The sequence below is a fragment of the Virgibacillus sp. Bac332 genome (assembly GCF_003667785.1).
Classification (GTDB): domain Bacteria; phylum Bacillota; class Bacilli; order Bacillales; family Amphibacillaceae; genus Virgibacillus; species Virgibacillus salarius.
The window spans coordinates 961,051-977,656 of sequence record NZ_CP033046.1 but is presented as its reverse complement, the minus strand read 5'-3'; the positions used below and the strand labels follow the sequence as shown (position 1 = coordinate 977,656).

The 16,606-nt window shown below is 37.4% G+C and carries 15 protein-coding genes and 1 pseudogene; all 16 read left to right on the top strand.

All coding sequences use genetic code 11. The annotated features are described in order from the left end of the window. Positions 1-27 precede the first annotated feature (27 nt). The 16 genes and pseudogenes from D9782_RS04570 to D9782_RS04495 all read left to right on the top strand — a co-directional run bounded on the left by D9782_RS04570 (position 28) and on the right by D9782_RS04495 (position 16,588). A complete protein-coding gene (locus D9782_RS04570) occupies positions 28-1,125 on the top strand; it encodes an EpsG family protein (protein WP_121604223.1) in 1,098 nt (365 codons plus the stop codon). Then, positions 1,122-2,189 (top strand): UDP-glucose 4-epimerase GalE, encoded by a 1,068-nt coding sequence (gene galE / locus D9782_RS04565; protein WP_121604222.1) that lies wholly within the window; start codon positions 1,122-1,124, stop codon positions 2,187-2,189. The genes D9782_RS04570 and galE overlap by 4 nt, the downstream gene beginning before the upstream one ends. A 368-nt stretch (positions 2,190-2,557) precedes the next feature. Then, positions 2,558-2,773, top strand: coding sequence for a hypothetical protein (locus tag D9782_RS04560; RefSeq protein ID WP_121604221.1), 216 nt, complete (start codon positions 2,558-2,560; stop codon positions 2,771-2,773). Between the two features lie 323 nt (positions 2,774-3,096). Further along, positions 3,097-3,695: pseudogene (locus D9782_RS04555) on the top strand (sugar transferase). After that, positions 3,673-4,374, top strand: a complete 702-nt coding sequence (locus D9782_RS04550; protein ID WP_226983593.1) for an acetyltransferase — start codon at positions 3,673-3,675, stop codon at positions 4,372-4,374. Before D9782_RS04555 ends, D9782_RS04550 begins: the two are co-directional and overlap by 23 nt. After that, entirely contained in the window at positions 4,325-5,545 is a 1,221-nt protein-coding gene (locus D9782_RS04545) for a DegT/DnrJ/EryC1/StrS family aminotransferase (RefSeq protein WP_121604219.1), read from the top strand. The genes D9782_RS04550 and D9782_RS04545 overlap by 50 nt, the downstream gene beginning before the upstream one ends. 3 nt (positions 5,546-5,548) lie before the next feature. Further along, on the top strand, positions 5,549-5,890 hold the full coding sequence (locus tag D9782_RS04540; protein WP_121604218.1) for a helix-turn-helix domain-containing protein: 342 nt from the start codon (positions 5,549-5,551) through the stop codon (positions 5,888-5,890). A 37-nt stretch (positions 5,891-5,927) separates the two neighbouring features. After that, positions 5,928-7,085 (top strand): glycosyltransferase family 1 protein, encoded by a 1,158-nt coding sequence (locus tag D9782_RS04535; protein ID WP_121604217.1) that lies wholly within the window; start codon positions 5,928-5,930, stop codon positions 7,083-7,085. Further along, on the top strand, positions 7,054-8,265 hold the full coding sequence (locus D9782_RS04530) for a glycosyltransferase (protein ID WP_226983592.1): 1,212 nt from the start codon (positions 7,054-7,056) through the stop codon (positions 8,263-8,265). The genes D9782_RS04535 and D9782_RS04530 overlap by 32 nt, the downstream gene beginning before the upstream one ends. A 6-nt stretch (positions 8,266-8,271) precedes the next feature. Further along, a complete protein-coding gene (locus D9782_RS04525; protein WP_121604216.1) occupies positions 8,272-9,282 on the top strand; it encodes a polysaccharide pyruvyl transferase family protein in 1,011 nt (336 codons plus the stop codon). Beyond that, positions 9,279-10,544, top strand: a complete 1,266-nt coding sequence (locus D9782_RS04520; RefSeq protein ID WP_121604215.1) for a peptidase — start codon at positions 9,279-9,281, stop codon at positions 10,542-10,544. The genes D9782_RS04525 and D9782_RS04520 overlap by 4 nt, the downstream gene beginning before the upstream one ends. 16 nt (positions 10,545-10,560) lie before the next feature. Next, a complete protein-coding gene (locus tag D9782_RS04515) occupies positions 10,561-12,120 on the top strand; it encodes a lipopolysaccharide biosynthesis protein (RefSeq protein WP_121604214.1) in 1,560 nt (519 codons plus the stop codon). 299 nt (positions 12,121-12,419) lie between these two features. Further along, positions 12,420-12,614: a hypothetical protein gene (locus D9782_RS04510; RefSeq protein ID WP_121604213.1), complete on the top strand. Its 195-nt coding sequence runs from the start codon at positions 12,420-12,422 to the stop codon at positions 12,612-12,614. 117 nt (positions 12,615-12,731) lie between these two features. Next, the gene (locus D9782_RS04505) at positions 12,732-14,783 is read left to right on the top strand and encodes a hypothetical protein (protein WP_121604212.1); all 2,052 of its coding nucleotides are present in this window, start codon (positions 12,732-12,734) and stop codon (positions 14,781-14,783) included. A gap of 5 nt (positions 14,784-14,788) precedes the next feature. Beyond that, on the top strand, positions 14,789-15,457 hold the full coding sequence (locus D9782_RS04500) for an HAD family hydrolase (RefSeq protein ID WP_121604211.1): 669 nt from the start codon (positions 14,789-14,791) through the stop codon (positions 15,455-15,457). A 54-nt stretch (positions 15,458-15,511) separates the two neighbouring features. After that, positions 15,512-16,588, top strand: a complete 1,077-nt coding sequence (locus tag D9782_RS04495) for a class II aldolase/adducin family protein (RefSeq protein WP_121604210.1) — start codon at positions 15,512-15,514, stop codon at positions 16,586-16,588. Positions 16,589-16,606 lie beyond the last annotated feature (18 nt).

Below are 16,606 nucleotides of genomic sequence, written 5' to 3'. Positions count from 1 at the left end.
TTACTTTATCCCGAAAGGAAAAATCATATGGCCTTGCTTTGGTTTAACCTTATGCTCGTTTTCTCATTTTCTTTTTTAGCCCGATATGTGGCAACACCAATTACCGTTCCAGGCGTAGTTGATGCGGTTCGACCAAATAAATTATTTGTTTTTGCTTCATTAGCATCTCTTGTAGTCATTTCCGGACTACGATCTAATATTGGAGATACTTTTTTTTACAAATATTCCTATGAACTTAATAATTTCACATGGGATACAGTAATAGCGCAAAAGGATATCGGTTTTGGTTTGCTACAAATGCTATTAAAAAATTTTATTTCAGAAGATCCACAAATCTTGATTTTTACAACAGCTCTTATCACAAATGTATTCATCATTTTTGTTTTATACCATTATTCAAGAATGCTAGAGCTTAGTTTGTATGTCTACATCACAGGTGGTTTATTCCTTGTATCTATGAACGGCATACGGCAAGTATTAGCTGCTGCAATTGCTTTCACAGCAATAAAATATGTAACGGAAGGAAGTTTTATCAAATATGCATTGATTATTTGTTTGGCTTCCTTGTTTCATCAAAGCGCACTTATTCTATTACCTATATATTTTTTAGTGCGATTTAAGGCATGGTCCAAAGCGACGCTTGTATTAATTACGGTATCTTTAGTCATCGTAGTTGGATTTGAACAATTCTCAGCACTATTATTTTCAGCACTAGAGGATACCCAATATGGTCACTATAAAGGCTTTGAGGAAGGTGGGTCGAATATCCTGCGGGTTGCGGTAGGTGCGGTGCCTTTATTTATTGCTTTTCTAGGTAGGAATAAATTAAGGGAATTAACTCCAAATAGTGATTATATTGTAAATATGTCGCTATTAGGATTTATTTTTATGTTGATATCTACGCAGAATTGGATATTCGCTAGAATTTCCATTTATTTTGAGTTATATCAGTTAATTCTTATTTCATGGATTGTAAAGCTATTTCGTGAAAAGGACCAAAAATTTATCTACTTTGGAATTTTAATTTGCTACTTCGCTTATTATTATTATGAAAATGTAATAAGCCTACAAATTTTATATGAAAGTGATTACCTTGTATGGAACACGAAAGGGGGAGAAAAATGACCATTCTCGTTACTGGAGGGGCTGGATATATTGGTAGTCATACCTGTGTGGAGCTACTTAATAAAGGTTATGACATCGTTATTATGGATAGCTTTGAAAATAGTAATCCAAATGTATTAAAGCGGATAACGGAAATTACTGGTAAGCAAGTGAAAGCATATCCTATCCGTTTATTAGATAAAGCGAGTGTTAGAGAGGTATTCGCTAAGCATAATATAGAGGCGGTCATGCATTTTGCTGGTTATAAAGCAGTGGGTGAGTCTGTTTCATTCCCGCTTAAATATTATCGTAATAATGTCCATAGCACCGTCATTTTATGTGAGGTTATGCGTGAGTATGGGGTCAATAAATTGGTGTTTAGTTCCTCGGCCACAGTATATGGTGCTGTAAATCAAGTTCCGATTGATGAGAATACGGAGCTGAAGCCAGTAAACCCTTACGGACGTACGAAACAAATAATTGAGGGAATGCTGCAAGACTTATACTTTTCAGATCAACGTTGGAGTATAGCCTTATTGCGCTATTTTAATCCAATTGGTGCGCATACTAGTGGCTTGATAGGAGAGGATCCAAATGGTATACCGAATAACCTACTTCCTTATATTTCACAGGTTGCTGTGGGAAAGTTAGATAAGCTTCATGTATTTGGAAATGATTATCCTACGAAAGATGGGACAGGAATAAGAGATTATATTCATGTGGTTGACTTAGCTATTGGTCATTTAAGTGCACTAGAAAACGTACAATCCTCCACAGGTATAAATACATTTAATCTTGGTACTGGTAGAGGATACAGTGTATTAGAAGTAATAGCTGCATTTGAAAAAGCTACTGGTAGAACTATTCCTTATACGATAGAAGCACGAAGATCTGGGGATGCAGCCATTTGTTATGCAAATTGCTCGAAAGCAAAAGAACAACTTGGGTGGCAAGCAACCAGAGGAATTGACGCTATGTGTAAGGATACGTGGAGATGGCAATCTACTAATCTAAATGGCTATGAGGAAGTAACAAAACGGAATAAAACGAATGTATCCCTGATAAAAAATGCAGGGATTTTTTAATGGCTTTTTATCCAACTTTATAATGCTTCTCCTCTTCTACTCAATTAAAAGAAGCCTTAAAAAAGCGCTCTCAGCGCTTTTTTGTAGTGTAAGAAAGTATAAAATCAGTGCAATGACTGCGTTAAGCCAAGTAGTTATTTTGAAATGGTTGATGTATATTGGCAATGCTCCGACTAATTACTTCGCTTTCCGCGGGCAACGGCCTTAACTAACTTTGCAAAGAAGAACACGTTGCAAAGTGGATTTTCGGCTCGCGCAATTCCCGCAGGAGTCTACGTAATTAGTCTCCGCTATGAGAAGGTCAACAATTCTTGTCATAAGTAATAGGTTGACTTTTTTTACAATGGGTAAAGTGAAAATCGCTATCCGTGAGTATAAAAGCAGCTGTGTTACTTCATGCTAGCGTTGTAGAGCCTGATAATAGCGAAGGCCGGCCACTTCAACTCCTGTGGGAAATGTTTGACCTGAAGATCCACTTTTTTGAGCGGGTTTTGCTAAAAAAGTTAGCTGAAGGACAAACCCCACGGAAAGGGAAGTGGGCAGTCGGAGTGGTGGTCAAGCAAGCAGTAGCTATTATTCCATAATAGCTACTAGAGGAAGCGTAAATCTGAGCATTTAGTGATAAGGACTGAGCGAATTTTGCTCCGTTTTTCTAGTCTAGGAAATGAGGGATCTGCCTTGTTGATAAATATGGGCGTGTTGAGCCGTGTTCAGCTCCAGCGCCCAGAAACTAGGCGAGTTCACGAATCCTTCTACGATAAGTCATCATCGGTTCGTAAGCTCACTGTGATTCCTTTATCTCTGCCGACTCACTTCGTTGCTACGTTTCTAATCAGGCGCTAGCGCTTTTGTTCGTGTATACGGCAGTTTTTATAAGGGAAACGCTTCATAGAAAGGAGTTAAATATATGAAACGATTGGTTGATGTTTTTTTGTCCATTAGTATCCTTATTTTATTTTCTCCTATTTTCCTTATCGTTGCTGGGGGGTCAGGCTGCAATTGGGAAGTCCTATTATTTTTAAACAACAACGCCCTGGTTTGCATCATAAACCGTTTCAGCTGTATAAGCTCAGAACGATGATAAATGAAAAGGAGAAAAATGGCGTCCTATTAACAGATGAAGAACGTTTAACAGCTTTGGGTAAGTGGATAAGAAAATACAGCTTAGATGAACTTCCACAATTTATTAATGTGCTAAAAGGTGAGATGAGTATTGTTGGTCCTCGACCACTACTGATGGAATACCTTCCATTATATAACGAAGAGCAGTTACTTCGTCATACGGTGAAACCTGGCATAACAGGGTGGGCTCAAGTAAATGGAAGAAATGCAATTACGTGGGAGGAAAAATTTAAATTAGATATTTGGTATGCAAAAAATCAAAATCTCCTATTAGATAGTAGAATCTTAGTTTTAACTTTTATTAAAGTGCTTAAAAGAGAAGGGATAACTCAACAGGGTTCAGCAACAATGACAAAGTTTCATGGCACGAAAGAAGCCCAATAAGATGCGGATCATTATCATAGGAGATGGTGGACATAGCAAGGTTGTACAAGAGATGATATTTGCTAAGGAAAATTATCATGTTGTAGCTATTTTAGATGATAAGTATGAACGTGGATTTCAGATAGAAGGTGTCATTCATGCACCCGTATCTTATCTTATAAAGCTTTTACGTAAAGGAACTAAGGTGGTTATTGCTATTGGTGACAATAAAGTGAGAAAGGAAATTGTGGAGCAACTACCATTGTTACCAAAGCATTATCTATCCATAGCTCACCCGTCAGCTATAGTGAGTAAATCTGCTACCATTGGGTTTGGATCAGTAATTATGCCTCATGCGATAATCAATGCGAATGCTGAAGTAGGAATGTACTCGATTATCAACACATCAGCAATTGTAGAGCACGATAGTACAATAGGTGATTATTCGCATGTTTCACCAAATGCAACATTAGCGGGGAATGTAAGCACGGGTGAGGGAGTTCATGTTGGTTCATCAGCTACTATCATACCAGGAAAGCATCTAGGAAAATGGTCCATTATTGGTGCAGGGTCTACCGTTATTGAGCATATCCCAGCCTATAGTAAAGCTGTTGGTTCCCCTACACGAATTATAGATAGATTCGTCAATAATGATAAAACGAAAAAAGAGGGTGAGCTTATTGACAGAGCCAAGAATTAATCTATCCTTGCCACATATGAGTGGTACAGAAATGGAATATATAGAAGCGGCGTTTGAGATGAATTGGATTGCCCCACTTGGCCCAAATGTAGATAGGTTTGAGCAAGAGATGGCTGAGCGAGTAGGTGTTAAGGATGCGGTTGCGCTAAGCTCGGGAACGGCCGCTATTCATCTAGCGCTGTGTTTGATGAATGTTACGAGAGGAGATACGGTGTTTTGCTCTACGTTAACATTTGTTGCTAGCGCTAATCCCATTTTATATCAAGGGGCAGAACCGGTTTTTATAGATTCAGAGCCTGATTCCTGGAATATGTCACCGCAAGCTTTAAAGCGGGCAATGGAGGATGCTGTCTTACGGGGAAAGCTTCCGAAAGCAGTTATTGTTGTTCATCTCTATGGACAAAGCTCCCAAATGGATGCCATCGTACAGATTTGTAATGCCTATGAAGTCCCTATCATAGAAGATGCAGCGGAGTCCCTAGGTACCACCTATAAAAACAAGGCTTCCGGTACGTTTGGCAAGTATGGAATTTACTCATTTAATGGAAATAAAATTATTACTACATCCGGAGGGGGGATGCTCATCTCAAACGATGTTGAATCTATACAACGAGCGCGTTTTCTTGCGACGCAGGCTCGCGATCAAGCACGACATTATCAACATAGCGAAATCGGATTTAATTACCGAATGAGTAATATTGTAGCTGGGATTGGTAGGTCACAATTACGTGTGTTGGAGGAACGTGTTGCTGCAAGAAGGCAGGTGTTCGATAGGTATGAACGATTATTAGGAGATTTACCAGGTATTCAATTTATGCAAGAGCTAAAAAACACAAGATCCAATCGTTGGCTGACTACGTTTACCGTTAGTACAGAGGCTACGAACACAACAGCAGACGAGGTGTTAAGGACCTTAGAAGAAGCAAATATAGAAGCACGACCAGTTTGGAAGCCTCTTCATTTACAGCCACTTTTTTACGATGCTACGTACTATCCACATCAAGAAAACCTTCACGTAGCCGAACAATTGTTTCAAACAGGGATTTGTCTTCCTTCTGGGTCAAACTTAACGGAAGAGCAGCAGTTTCGAGTTATTACTTGTATTCGAAAGGCGTTTAAGCGTTCTCTCCCAAATGGGAGTTTTTTTATTATAGGAAAACGCGAGGTATAGGAGATGTTGGGAAAAAATATTAAACGTATTCGTAAAAAAAAGGGAATTAGTTTAACAGAATGCGCACAACGTGCAAATATATCGAAATCTTATTTAAGCAGTATGGAAAGGAATGTCAATCATAATCCATCGATCCAAATATTAGAGAAAATCGCAGCTGTGTTGGATGTCGATCTCCGAACGATATTAGGCTTAGATGATAAAGATGCAAAATTGCCAGAGCATGAGTGGATAGATTTTGTAAATGAACTAAAGAGAACAGGCATTGACAAGGGGCAACTTCATGAATATCGCGCAGTGATTGAATTTGCAAAGTGGCAAAAGGAGAAAGATGATTTAGGCTAATAAAATGAACTGTTTAAATTTACAAAGGAGATCATAAATGAAACAGAAGAAGCCGATTAGAGTATTACATGTGGTTGGTGCAATGAATCGTGGTGGAACAGAAACATTGCTTATGAATATCTATCGAAGACTAAACCATCAACAAATACAATTCGATTTTATATCTTACAGTAGTGAAGAAGCGGATTATGATCAGGAAATTAGAAGTTTAGGTGGTAGCGTTATTACGCTTACAAAGACAAATTCAATTCGTGAGATCTATCATGCTATCAAGCACTATGGCCCATATGTGGCCATCCACGCACATACGCTATTTCACTGCGGGGTTGCTATGACAGCCGGTTATCTAGCTGGTGTTAAGCGAAGAATATCGCATGCACATACGACGAAGGATGAAGGCAACAGTATCATTAGAAAAGCCTATAAGCCCACGATGCGATTGCTCATTCAGCTATTTTCCACGCATTTATTAGCATGTAGTAATCATGCTGGTCACTATCTATTCGGCCGAAGAGGGCTATCGAAACAAACGTATGCCTATTTTCCCAATGCAATTGAGTATACGCATTTTTTGTATAAGGATCACAAGCAGGTAGAACAGTTTAAGAGGGAGGAAGGGTTATCAAATCAGCGGATTATTGGTCACATTGGTAGATTCATCGCAGCTAAAAATCATCGATTTCTACTGGAAATCCTAAAAGTTTGTAGACAAAAAGATCCTACAGTCATGCTAATTCTTGTTGGGGAAGGTAAGTTACAAAAAGAGCTTCAGGAAACTGCTAAACAAGAAAAGCTTGATCAGAATATTCGTTTTTTAGGTCTTCGCAAGGATATTCCTACCATTCTGCATACAATGGATGTATTTCTATTTCCATCCATTTATGAAGGGCTGGGTCTTGTGTTACTAGAGGCACAAGCGAGTGGCTTACCATGTATCGTTTCCGAAGCAATTCAACCGGAGGCAGACCTTAAATTAGGACTAATCTCGAGAATTTCTTTGCAGGAAGGGCCACAATATTGGGCAGATAAAATTATGAACATGGTGTATAAGAGAGAAAAGAATACGATGAAAGTGAAAGCTGCTTTCGAAAAAAATGGATATTCGGTTTCCCTAGCTATTGCAAAGCTGATGGGCATTTATATATCCGATAGCGGTGGTGTATATGAAGAAAAAAATATTTATCGCCTCCTTTGATATGGAGGTTGGTGGGGTAGAAAGGAGTCTCCTTAGCTTACTTGAAAATCTAGATTACGATACGTACCATGTCGATTTAATGCTGTATAGACAGCAGGGGGAATTTTTGAAGCTCGTTCCACATAACGTAAATATATTAACTGAAATACCAGCGTATACGACATTTCGTAAGTCCATTCCAACCGTTATAAAAGAACGGCATTACCAGATAGGTTTTTCCAGAATAATGGCGAAGCTACATGCACAAATAAACGGTTTTAAATTAAAAGCTTCGGAGCCAGGCTATTATCAATCACAGCTCATGTGGAAATATACCTTGCCGATGCTACCGACTATAAAAGAGCAGTATGATGTTGCAATTAGTTATTTATGGCCCCATTATTTTGTTGCTGAAAAGGTGAAAGCACATCATAAAATCGCTTGGATACATACAGATTATTCAACAGTGCAGGTTGACAAAGAAATGGATTACGATATGTGGGCTAAATTCGACTCGATTATTGCGGTTTCGGAGGCATGCAGAGAGGCTTTTTTAAACGTATATAAAGGACTTGATGTAAAAGTAGTGGAGAATATGATATCACCTATGTTTGTTAGGAAGATGGCAACAAAAGAAGTAGAAAATCCGATGCTAAACGATACTAGATTTAAGATCGTAACGGTTGCACGTTTATCTCATGCGAAAGGGATTGATATGGCGATAAAAGCATTAAAGCAAATAATAGATAGTGGTTATAAAAACCTTGCTTGGTACGTTGTTGGCTATGGTGGAGATGAGCAAATGCTGTATCGATTGATCGCCAACAATCACCTACAAAATCATTTTTTCTTATTAGGGAAAAAAGTCAATCCGTATCCCTTTATGAAAGCAGCAGATCTTTACGTGCAACCTTCTAGATATGAAGGAAAAGCAGTGACAGTAACAGAAGCGCAAATTTTAGCAAAACCAGTTCTAATTACCAATTATCCAACCGCTGCAAGTCAGCTTAAGCATAACGTAGATGGATGCATTTGTGCTCTCGGAATTGATGGTTTGGTTACCGGCATCAAGCAGCTGATTCATCATACATCCTACCGAGAAAGACTAGTAGAGAATACCAAGCAATTGGATTATAGCAATAAATTAGAAATCAAAAAGCTATATCAGACATTTGAACAAGAAGTCGCAGGGAGGTCATAGTCTTTAATGGATAATATTGTATTATTAGATACATCTGTAGGGTCTCTGAATAAGGGTGATGACATTATTATGAAGTGCGTGAGAGAGCACTTAACGGAAATTACAAAGGAGGATTACGTACTTACCTTACCAACGCATTTAGCTCCATTTCATTGGTATCAAGTGGTTAGAGGCTCTAACCGTGTAAAACTATATAGTAATGCGAAATACAAATTTGTCGGAGGATCCAATTTACTGACAATGGATATGCTAACCCATTTTCCACAATGGAATATTAATCTATTTAATTATCAACCTTTAAAAGGAAGTATTTTGGTTGGAGTTGGTGCAGGAAAAGGAACTAAAATAAAGCGATATACAAAAATGCTTTATAAAAAAGTATTATCGCATGACTATATTCATAGTGTTAGAGACGAACGAACAAAAAGTTTCGTAGAAGATATGGGGCTGAAGGCAATTAATACTGGCTGTGCGACATTATGGTCACTCACGCCAGATTTTTGTTTGCAAATTCCGAAACATAAAGCTACATCGGTGGTTTTTACACTTACTTTTCATGCGAGACATAAAGAATGCGATCAGTTATTAATAAATGTCTTACAAAAAAATTATGAAAAGATCTATTTCTGGATTCAAGATAAAGAGGATCTGCATTACTTTCATACACTCGATAATATAGAAGGGATTCAGATTGTTTCTCCAACGTTAGTAGCGTATGAAAAAATATTGTCTCAAGATATTGATTATATCGGTACACGTTTACATGGAGGAATTTATGCAATGAGACATAAAAAGCGAGCTATTATTATTGGTATTGATGAAAGGGCGCGAGGCATGGGAGAGACATATAACCTTAATCAACTAGACAGAAGAGAAATGAGTCAATTAGAAACCACCATACATTCCGCGATTACTACTGATGTAAAGCTAGATCTCAAGCGAATAAATACGTGGCTACAACAATTTAGGCAAGTGAATACGTCCGATACCGAATTGTCATTTAGAGGTGCTCAATGAAAGCTATTATACTCGATGATGTTGCAGTGAATGGAAAAAGGATTGATATTTCGTTTCGTGTAGACAAGAAACTCCAACGGTATTTTCAACAAGGTAATCATCTCTTTTTTCAATATAATGATGATTTGAAAGATGTCCCGGTTAGTGTAGCAGCTATTCCATTTGTTGCGAACACCGCACCACTTGCTTGGATAACCAATTCATCCATCTATGTTTCTGAATTGGATAAATCCTTTTATGATTGCCTTGCCAACATCAAGAAAGCCTATCAGCGAATGTACCCAGATGTAATTTTTTCAGGTGAAATACATGTGGATCACCTCATAGAGAATAGCTATACCCCTGAACATGAAGCTGCTCAGTTATTTAGTGGGGGGCTTGATGCACTTGCTACCTTTATTCGGATCAAGGAAAAGAAGCCCTTACTTATTACTGAATATGGATGGCATCAGCATTCCGTACAACGAAGTAAGGTATGGGATGCCGATGAAAAACACGTGACTCGATTTGCTTGTGAACATAACCTTGATAACATTCTTATTCATTCCAATTATGGGACATTTATTAGCGCTCAAGAAATTGATAGACATTTTCTAAAGAAACTTGGTGATTCTTGGTGGCATGGCTTACATCATAGTTTAGCTATTATTTCTGCGGCTATCCCGATCGCCTATAAGGAGAAAATCAACTGTATATACATTGCTAGCTCTTATTTTAGAGGATATAGGGCAAAGTGTGCATCGGATCCAACGATTGATAATGAGATAAAATTTGCTTCGGGACATGTGTTTCATGACGGTTATGAGATAAATCGGCAGGAAAAAGTGAAATTAGTTGTAGACTATTACGCAAACAAGGAAACGGATGTGAACCTCAGGGTCTGTTTTTTAAATGAAAAAAATTGCTGTCATTGCGAGAAATGTGTTCGTACAATAGTTGGTATTGTTGCGGAGGGTAGCGATCCAAGTGATTTCGGATTTCCTATAACAGGAAGTCTATCTCAACATATAAGCGATTTTTTAAAGGATAACGTGAAGTATTTTACACCGGCGCGAATCATGCAGTGGAACCTATCTAAAGACAGAATGAAAGAGAATCAGGAAAAAATTATGGATCAGGAATTAGTGGCTTGGTTCGTAATGTATGATTTTGCGGCTAAAAGAAAAAAAGCACTTTTAAAATACAGACTAACAAAGTTCGTTCCAATAATTATTCGCAGAGTACGCACTCGGTTAAATCGAATACGAATGCAAAATTTATAAAGTAGAAGGCGTTTATATGAGAATCGAAAACTCAATTAGAAATATGTTCTTTGGGGTTTCAGGACAAGTAATTAGTCTGATCATGGGGATGATTGTTCGCACCGTTTTTATTTATACGCTTGGTATCGAATACGTAGGTGTTGAAGGGCTGTTCAGCAGTGTTCTCTTAATTTTATCACTAACGAATTTAGGCTTTGATACTGCTATGATCTATAGCTTATATAAACCGTTGGCAGAAAAGGATACGATCAAAATTCAAGCGTACATGAATCTATTTAAAAAGGCATATAGAATCATCGGCGCTGCTGTTTGTGTCATCGGACTATTACTATTACCATTTCTGCCATACCTACTAAATGGTGATACACGAATTGATCATTTGCATGCAATCTATCTGTTATTTTTATTGCAATCTGTTATGTCCTATTATTTTGTGCATAAGCAAGCAATTATTATTGCAGATCAACGACATCATATAATATCAAAGATACACAGTGTGTTTATCGTTATGACTAATCTATGTTTGATTGTATTACTATTAACAACTAAAAATTATATTGTCGTTCTTTCTACACAGGTCGCTTTCCGAGTAATGGAGAATGTTTATATAGCACGTAAAGCGAATCAATTGTATCCATTTTTGATGGAAGGAGCACATGCAACGCTACCGAAAAAAGATAGAAAACAATTTTTTAGTAATTTGTATGCTCTCTTTTTATATAAGATTAGCGGTGTTGTTATTCATGGTGCAGACAATATCATTATATCCGTTTTTGCCGGTATCGCCTTTGTAGGGATGTATGCCAATTATTTATTAATTATTAGCACGATTACTACGCTTTTAGGCTATTTATTTCACTCGATAACAGCAAGTGTTGGTAACTTACATGTTGAAGAAAGTGCGGAAAAGAAGTATTTTATATTTCGTGTTATTCGCTTTACTAATTTCTGGATATTTGGCTTCTGTGCTATTTGTCTTTGGAATTTATTTAATCCGTTTATTACCGTTTGGTTAGGCGATCAGTACGTATTAAATATGTTTATCGTATTTGCCATAATCTTAAACTTTTTTACGGCGGGTATGCAAAATGCGACTACTACGTTTAGAGAAACAACGGGTTTATTTAGGAAGGGTAAATATCGACCGATTATAGCAGCAGGAATAAATATTTTAGTTTCCATTATACTAGCAAAGGAAATTGGCTTGGCGGGAGTGTTCATAGGAACGGTTATAAGTAGATGGAGCGTTTATTTTTGGTATGATCCATATATCCTTTTTAGATATGTTTTTTTTCAACCAGTTCGCTTTCACTTTATACGATATATGGTGTATACCTTAATTGTTGTTATAGCTGCTATCATAACGGATTTTATTGCCAGAAGCTTTTTCACCACATATACCATGTGGACAATTTTATTCAGAGGTACTATATGCATAATCATTCCCAATGTATTGTTTTATCTGTTGTTTCGAAAGACAGAAGAGTTTAACTATCTCTATCATGTTGCTAAACGAATCGTAAGCACGAAACTCATGAAGCACCCAGTAGTAGAGAAAACCTTTTCTCATAAATAATCACTTGTTTTTCTTATAAGTTAAGAAAGTATAAAATCAGTGCAATGACTGCGTTAAGCCAAGTAGTTATTTTGAAATGTTAGATGTATATTGGCAATGCTCCGACTAATTACTTCGCTATCCGGGGCACGGCCTCAACTAACTTTGCAAAGAAGAACACGTTGCAAAGTGGATTTTCGGCTCGCGCTAATCCCGCAGGAGTCTATGTAATTAGTCTCCGCTATGAGAAGGTGCAACAATTCTTGTCATAAGTAATAGGTTGACTTTTTTTACAATGGGTAAAGTGAAAATCGTTATCCGTGAGTATAAAAGCAGCTGTGTTACTTCATGCTAGCGTTGTACAGCCTGATAATAGCGAAGGCCGGCCACTTCAACTCCTGTGGGAAATGTTTGACCTGAAGATCCACTTTTTTGAGCGGGTTTTGCTAAAAAAGTTAGCTGAAGGACAAACCCCACGGAAAGGGAAGTGGGCAGCCGGAGTGGTAGTCAAGTAAGCAGTAGCTATTATTCCATAATAGCTACTAGAGGAAGCGTAAATCTGAGCATTTAGTGATAAGGACTGAGCGAATTTTGCTCAGTTTTCTTAAGAAAATCCCATAAGGGGGGATGATATGAAGATGGATCGAAGTGACACCTTTCAGAGTAAATGGTTTATTGGTATAACATGTCTTAAAGTGATCATGATGTATGCTTGGATACCGAAGGATATGTTTGATGTAACAATACCAAGTGTAGACCATTTTATTAGGACATTTAGTGATGCATGGCCTATGTTTTATGAGGGAAAAGAATTTCTTGAGACGTTTCCTTATCCATCAGGAATGCTATTTATATTAGCGCTTTTTTTCTGGCCAGTTGTACTGTTCGGATTGGATGGGCAGCATCTTCAAACGTTTTTAATACAGCTACCAACATTACTAGCAGATATGCTTATTTATTATGTACTACTGCGAACATTTCCGACAAAGCAAAAGCGGGTCATGTTTATCTATTATGGTTCTCCCCTTATTTTTATAGCGAGTTATCTATATCCACATCATGATTTATTACCGATAGCTGCTTTATTGCTATCAGTATTTTATTTACTACGCAAACAGCATGTCATTGCTGCGGTTTTCTATGCGGTTGGATTGTCGTTAAAAATGCCAGTAATTTTTGCATTGCCATTACTTCTTATCTATTTTTTGAAAATGCATCGAACGATTGATGTAATGAAATTCAGTATAATCGCACTTGGGACTTGGTTTCTTTTATCAAGCCCTTTTCTATTTTCAAAGGGGTATCAACTATCGGTTTTTTACTATGAAGATCAATTTAAAATGTTCGATATATATTTGGAAATTGACTATCTCAAGATTTATGTAGCACCGCTTGTTATTGCATTAATTTATATTCACTTTTTTCGATTCGATAAAATTAATGCTGATTTATTGTATACCTATTTAGGCATGCTTTATTTTGCATTTGTGCTATTTATTCCACCAATGCCTCATTGGTATGCCTGGTCCTTTGTGTTTGCGTCATTCTTTTTTATTAAGACGTATGAGAATAAACATAATATGTATCAATATTTACTATTAACTACCGCTTATTTAGGTTATTTTATCTTTTTTTATCCCAATACAAATCCAACATTACTTGCTATTTCTGAATTCTTTCATATCGATCAGAATGATAGCTTTGTACCTAATTTGATATTTACGTTATTTGAAGGGATTTTGCTATGTTTAATTTGGATTTTTTATAGGTATGGCATTATTAGTAATTCCTTATACAAAGTGCGGTTAAGGCCAACCGTAATTGGCATAGGCGGCGATAGTGGTGTTGGAAAAACAACACTAACAAAAGGGTTAATGAATTTATTTGGTGCCGAGAGGTTACTTATAGTTGAAGGAGACGGTGATCATAAATGGGAGCGAGGTCATGAGAAGTGGAAAGAGTATACCCATTTAAACCCGAAGGCCAATTTTCTGCATGAACAGGCGTCTACGTTAGAAAGGTTGAAGAATGGTAACTCGGCAAAACGCGTTGAATACGACCATCAAAAGGGGAGCTTTACAAATCCCCAGAAGATAGACCCGAATGATTTTATTGTCATGTGTGGACTACATCCACTTTTATTAGCCAGAACGAGAAAGGTATTAGATCTAAAAATTTATCTGGATACAGATGAACAATTGCGAAGACATTGGAAGATTATACGAGACTGTAACGAACGTGGTTACTCGATAGAGAAGCTGATGAAGCAAATTGACGCTAGGGTGGAAGATGCAAAGAAATATATCTATCCGCAAAAAAAATATGCCGATATTATTATCAAATATTATACAGATAAGCCATTTGCGATCGGGAACCCAGATGAGAATCCTGCAATTCAATTAACAATCACCTGTAATGCGGATGTTTTTCTCGAGCATGTATTGGAGGAAATGGATAATGCAAATATTTCATATACACATGATTATCACGCTAATTTAAAGCATCAGATGATAAAATTACATGCGCCAATTGATCGGCAAACAGTCCATGAATTAGCTAATCACTGTATTGAAAATTTAAATGAAGTTACTCGTGGCCATATGATTGAGTGGCGGGATGGCTATGAGGCATTTATACAATTAATTATCCTCGTATTTATTAGTGAGAAAATGAAAGGTAGGTAATTGCAATGGATTTTAAAGCAATCCTATTGGACCTTGATGATACACTATATGATTATGAATATGCGCATCAGCAGGGGATGGATGCCGTATTTGCTTATATAGCCTCTCATACATCTAGGAGTTATGCGGAGCTGGAGCAAGTGTTTCAACTAGCAAAGAATTCTGTAAAGGCAGATCTAGGTGCTACTGCAGCTTCCCATAATCGAATGCTTTATTTTCAACGGATGTTTGAATATTTACACGTAAATGCGCAAGTACATACATTAGAAGCGTATCGGTTATATTGGGATACATTTTTACCAGCGATGCGGCTGAAAAAAGGTGTTCATGCTTTTCTAAATAAAACGAAAGAAATACCAATTTGTATCGTAACGGATTTGACGACTCATATTCAGCATCGGAAGCTAGTCTATCTCGGTATTCAAGAACGTATCAACTACATGGTGACGAGTGAAGAAGCAGGTGTAGAAAAACCACATCCGCATATTTTTCAGCTTGCGTTAAACAAATTGGGAATGGAAGCAGGAGAAGTCATTATGATTGGTGATCATTATGAAAAAGATGTCGTAGCAGCATCGACATTAGGAATAACATCTTTTTGGTTGAATCAAAAGGCTGCTCATAAAAACCCACTAGCTATAGGGAACTTTTTGCATGTATACGAAAAAATTTAACAGCACCTCGCCTGCTGTTATAAAACCAGTTTATGGAAGGGAGTGGATAGAAACATGGTTGAGGAGAAGAAGCTATTTGTTGGGCTTTCACGCTTCGCTGGGGAACGGTTCGATTTAATTCAAGCTGGAGGTGGCAATTCCTCTGTTAAGTTAGCGAATGGAAAGATGCTCATTAAAGCCTCGGGACAACTGCTGTCGGATGTAAATGAGACGGATGCCTTTGTAGAAGTTAGCCTTAATAAGATACAGGAAATCCTAGAAAATGAACAAGTCTTACATGAAACAGATAAAAAAAAGCGAGAGCAGCTTGCCGGGAATTTAATGAAAGAAACGGTATATTCGGTTGACCATAGACCATCTATCGAAACATTCCTACATGCTCTGCTTTATAAATATACGCTTCATACGCACCCAATCGTCGTAAATATGTTTACATGTAAACAAAATGGGAGAGACCAACTACAGTTGCTATTTCCTGAAGCTCTATTTATTCCATACGAAACACCCGGGATCGATCTCGCTATCAAATTAAACGAGAGGTGTGTGAACTATCTAGATCAATGGCAGCAATTACCTCAGATTATCTTTTTACAAAATCACGGATTAATTGTTAGCGCGGATGACGCAAATGAAGTGAAGCGATTAACCAATCATGTTGTTATGACCATTGAAAAGCATCTAGGTGTTTATTTCGATCACTATCGACTTAGCAATGAACTTTCACAACTAATGTACACTGTTGACAGCTCCCCAATCACTGCTTATTTATCGGAGGATCCTTACTTGACACAGATGCTCCAGCATGTGCGAACATTATTTTACAAACCGCCTTTATGTCCAGATACATTTGTGTTTTGTGGTTACTACGCTGTAAATGTAACTAGTAAACAGGACGTAGCAGCATTAAAAGAGTATATGGATATGTATCAAACTCTACCGAAAGTAGTTATTTATAAAGGCTACTTATTTTTTGTGTCTGTAAATCGCAAAAAAGCAAAAGAAACGGAGGAAGTATTCAAAGCACATATTATGACACTTGCATCGTTATATGGTGAAGAACAACCATTAGATAATAACGAGTTACGGTACTTAAGCGATTGGGAAGCAGAGAAATTTAGACAGAGCGTATAAAGTAAACGTTTAACAGTA

Excerpts from the sequence above, each read along its gene's own strand:
- D9782_RS04570 (WP_121604223.1), top strand. The coding sequence starts at position 28 with ATGGCCTTGCTTTGGTTTAACCTTATGCTCGTTTTCTCATTTTCTTTT.
- galE (WP_121604222.1), top strand. The coding sequence starts at position 1,122 with ATGACCATTCTCGTTACTGGAGGGGCTGGATATATTGGTAGTCATACC.
- D9782_RS04550 (WP_226983593.1), top strand. The coding sequence starts at position 3,673 with ATGGCACGAAAGAAGCCCAATAAGATGCGGATCATTATCATAGGAGAT.
- D9782_RS04545 (WP_121604219.1), top strand. The coding sequence starts at position 4,325 with ATGATAAAACGAAAAAAGAGGGTGAGCTTATTGACAGAGCCAAGAATT.
- D9782_RS04540 (WP_121604218.1), top strand. The coding sequence starts at position 5,549 with ATGTTGGGAAAAAATATTAAACGTATTCGTAAAAAAAAGGGAATTAGT.
- D9782_RS04535 (WP_121604217.1), top strand. The coding sequence starts at position 5,928 with ATGAAACAGAAGAAGCCGATTAGAGTATTACATGTGGTTGGTGCAATG.
- D9782_RS04530 (WP_226983592.1), top strand. The coding sequence starts at position 7,054 with ATGAAGAAAAAAATATTTATCGCCTCCTTTGATATGGAGGTTGGTGGG.
- D9782_RS04525 (WP_121604216.1), top strand. The coding sequence starts at position 8,272 with ATGGATAATATTGTATTATTAGATACATCTGTAGGGTCTCTGAATAAG.
- D9782_RS04520 (WP_121604215.1), top strand. The coding sequence starts at position 9,279 with ATGAAAGCTATTATACTCGATGATGTTGCAGTGAATGGAAAAAGGATT.
- D9782_RS04515 (WP_121604214.1), top strand. The coding sequence starts at position 10,561 with ATGAGAATCGAAAACTCAATTAGAAATATGTTCTTTGGGGTTTCAGGA.
- D9782_RS04505 (WP_121604212.1), top strand. The coding sequence starts at position 12,732 with ATGAAGATGGATCGAAGTGACACCTTTCAGAGTAAATGGTTTATTGGT.
- D9782_RS04500 (WP_121604211.1), top strand. The coding sequence starts at position 14,789 with ATGGATTTTAAAGCAATCCTATTGGACCTTGATGATACACTATATGAT.
- D9782_RS04495 (WP_121604210.1), top strand. The coding sequence starts at position 15,512 with ATGGTTGAGGAGAAGAAGCTATTTGTTGGGCTTTCACGCTTCGCTGGG.